The organism is Lacinutrix sp. MEBiC02404 (genome assembly GCF_053601575.1).
Genome location: NZ_JBSHNV010000140.1, coordinates 1 through 1,632, shown reverse-complemented (window position 1 = coordinate 1,632; position 1,632 = coordinate 1). Strand labels below are relative to the sequence as shown.

Genomic DNA, 1,632 nt, shown 5'->3' with positions numbered 1-1,632 from the left:
AACAATAGAAGTCCAATCAATTCCAGTATTTTCTTTTTTCAAAATAAGAGTAAAAGCCATATATGCAATTGGTGGAAAATAGATTATAAAATTTCCTAATATTTTTTTATCCATAATTTTTGTTCAAATGTTGGGTAACGTGTTTGTATATGGTTTGTTGCGTGTTTTAAGCAACTAATTTAGTAAATAATTACCGACCAAGAAAGTCCGCGAGGACTTTCGTAAGTAGGCGAGAAGCCAGCAATAAATTATATACGGTGTTGGCAAATCGTTTTATCTTTTATTTCTAGTTTTTTTATCAGGAAACCCATCTGCTGGTTCTATTTGAGTTACAGTTTTAACTTCAGGAAAATATTTTTTCATTAAATGTCTTAAAGGAACTTTAGTTTCTCTATTTTCTTTAAACATTTCATTTAATTTTTCCCCAGACATAGTTTGACCTTCAGGCATTGTTACCATAGTTTGAGAATTAAAAGTTGCCGAATCCATATTTTCAGATGAAATCATTAATTCATCCATTTCCTTTAATAACTCTTCATCTTCAATAACAGACATTCCAGGAGCTTGACTGTGTCCGAATTGTATTAAATCGCTTGCTTCATCCATTAATTTAATGTCAAAAAGGTCATACTTAGAAAAAGGAATATGAAAATCATTGAACCTAATAAATGGATTATCATCAATAAACATTTGTAAGTGAAAATGAGGGAAATTTGCATTCTTAGAATTTGAATGTCCTTCTAAATCCGTTTTTCCATAGTGTAATGACCATTCAATATTTTGGTATTTTATGGTTACTTCTCTTATTTTACTTTTAGATGTTTCACTTTCTAAGTCGTTTATGTTTTTTATAAAATTTTCAGTTGTCGCTACCCATCTCAAATAGCTTTCTAATCGAAAAAAACCAATTGGTTCTGATAGATAGGTTTTAAAATCTTTTTTACGAATACCATTTGGTCTTAAAAACCAATGAAAGCAAGGTTCGTCAGGATAAAAAGTTTCAAGTTTATTTCCACATAAAAAGCAACAGGATTTAGAAAAAGCATCTTTAAATTCTGCAAACATTTGTCTGTTTTCTTCAATTTGTTCTTGGTTTCTTTTCTCGACAAGTTCTGGAGGAAGACTAGCGAGATAATCTTTTAATTCTTTTGAGCTATATGGATTATTTTTTTTCAATATTATTAAGAGTAAGTGATTTTCATTATTATGTTTAATGATTCGGCTTCTAGTATTTCTTCTAATTCTTTCTTTAAAATAATATTATTTTCATTTTCGTTTTCAAATAATTTATTTGCGAAAACTCCAATTTCAATTACACCTTTATTAATGAACTCTCTTGCTATTTCAGTGTTTATCTGGGATGAATCGACATCATCATTTTTAGGTGGTACTTTTGATATATATATTTGACCTACTCTTTGTATTTCTTTTTTAAATTCAGCTATTTTTTCACTCATAATATGTTGTTTTGCAATGGGTTCAATAAATGTTTGCCAACGTATACGTATATGGAAAGTAGCGTTTAAATAATGACTTGTCTTTCCGGCTTGTATATATTTTATAAAGAAACAAAAAATATTGATTAAACAACCAATTAGCTATTTTATATATACGTTGTTATGTTTAGTAATT

At 28.2% G+C, this 1,632-nt stretch carries 2 protein-coding genes; both read right to left on the bottom strand.

The genetic code is table 11. The features are described from left to right. Positions 1–273: 273 nt before the first annotated feature. Positions 274–1,176: a hypothetical protein gene (locus tag ACVCXO_RS03750; RefSeq protein ID WP_452228255.1), complete on the bottom strand. Its 903-nt coding sequence runs from the start codon at positions 1,174–1,176 to the stop codon at positions 274–276. Positions 1,177–1,181: 5 nt separating this feature from the next. Beyond that, complete coding sequence (locus ACVCXO_RS03745; protein ID WP_452228254.1) at positions 1,182–1,457, bottom strand: hypothetical protein; 276 nt, start codon at positions 1,455–1,457, stop codon at positions 1,182–1,184. Positions 1,458–1,632: the final 175 nt, after the last annotated feature.